Genomic DNA, 804 nt, shown 5'->3' with positions numbered 1-804 from the left:
CTGTTTACACATTTGATGTCGACGGTGATGCCAACCTATATCTATAACACCGTCGTCTTAACGATTGGGGTTATGGGCCTCTCTCTTATTTTCGGTATTCCAAGCGCTTGGTTGATGGCAATGTGTAAGTTGCCAACGGAAAAGTGGTTACAGTGGGCGCTTGTATTGCCATTGGCAATGCCGGGTTACATTATTGGTTACATATTTACGGATTGGTTCGACTTTGCTGGCCCAATTCAAATATTCCTGCGTGATGTCACTGGGTGGGGACCTGGCGAGTATTGGTTCCCTGATATTCGAACCTTACCGGGGGCGACCTTTGTCCTGTCTCTGGTGTTATACCCATACGTGTATCTACTGTGCCGCGCGGCGTTTATGGAACAAAATGTTTCACTGCTGCAAAGTGCCCGCTTGCTGAAATGCTCACCTTGGGAGAGCTTTTGGCGTATTTCGATGCCTTTGGTGCGACCTTCTATTGCCGTGGCTTTGTCGCTGGTGGCGATGGAAACCATTGGGGACTTCGGCACCGTCAGCTATTTCGCCGTTAACACATTAACGACAGCGGTTTACGACACGTGGCTTGGTTATTCTAACCTTAACGCGGCCGCTAAAATTTCCGCAATTATGCTGTTGATTGTTGTGCTGTTACTCAGTACAGAACGCTATAGCCGCAGAAAGCAGAAATTATTCCAAAGCCAATTCAACAGCCATGAAGATTTTCGTTACGAGTTAAGTGGCTGGAAAAAATGGGCGGCACTGGTGTGGTGTTGGGGACTGGTTGCTGTGGCGTTCATTTTGCCATTA

1 protein-coding gene is annotated in these 804 nt (G+C 47.9%); it reads left to right on the top strand.

Annotated elements, in window-relative coordinates:
• Window positions 1–804 (top strand): iron ABC transporter permease (locus tag R8O10_RS24630; protein WP_318191876.1); only part of this gene is annotated, 804 nt, incomplete at both ends.

This window comes from Vibrio sp. 1727 (genome assembly GCF_033344415.1).
Classification (GTDB): Bacteria; Pseudomonadota; Gammaproteobacteria; order Enterobacterales; family Vibrionaceae; genus Vibrio; species Vibrio alginolyticus.
The sequence above is the reverse complement of the archived record's forward strand: the minus strand, read 5'-3'. Positions and strand labels throughout refer to the sequence as shown.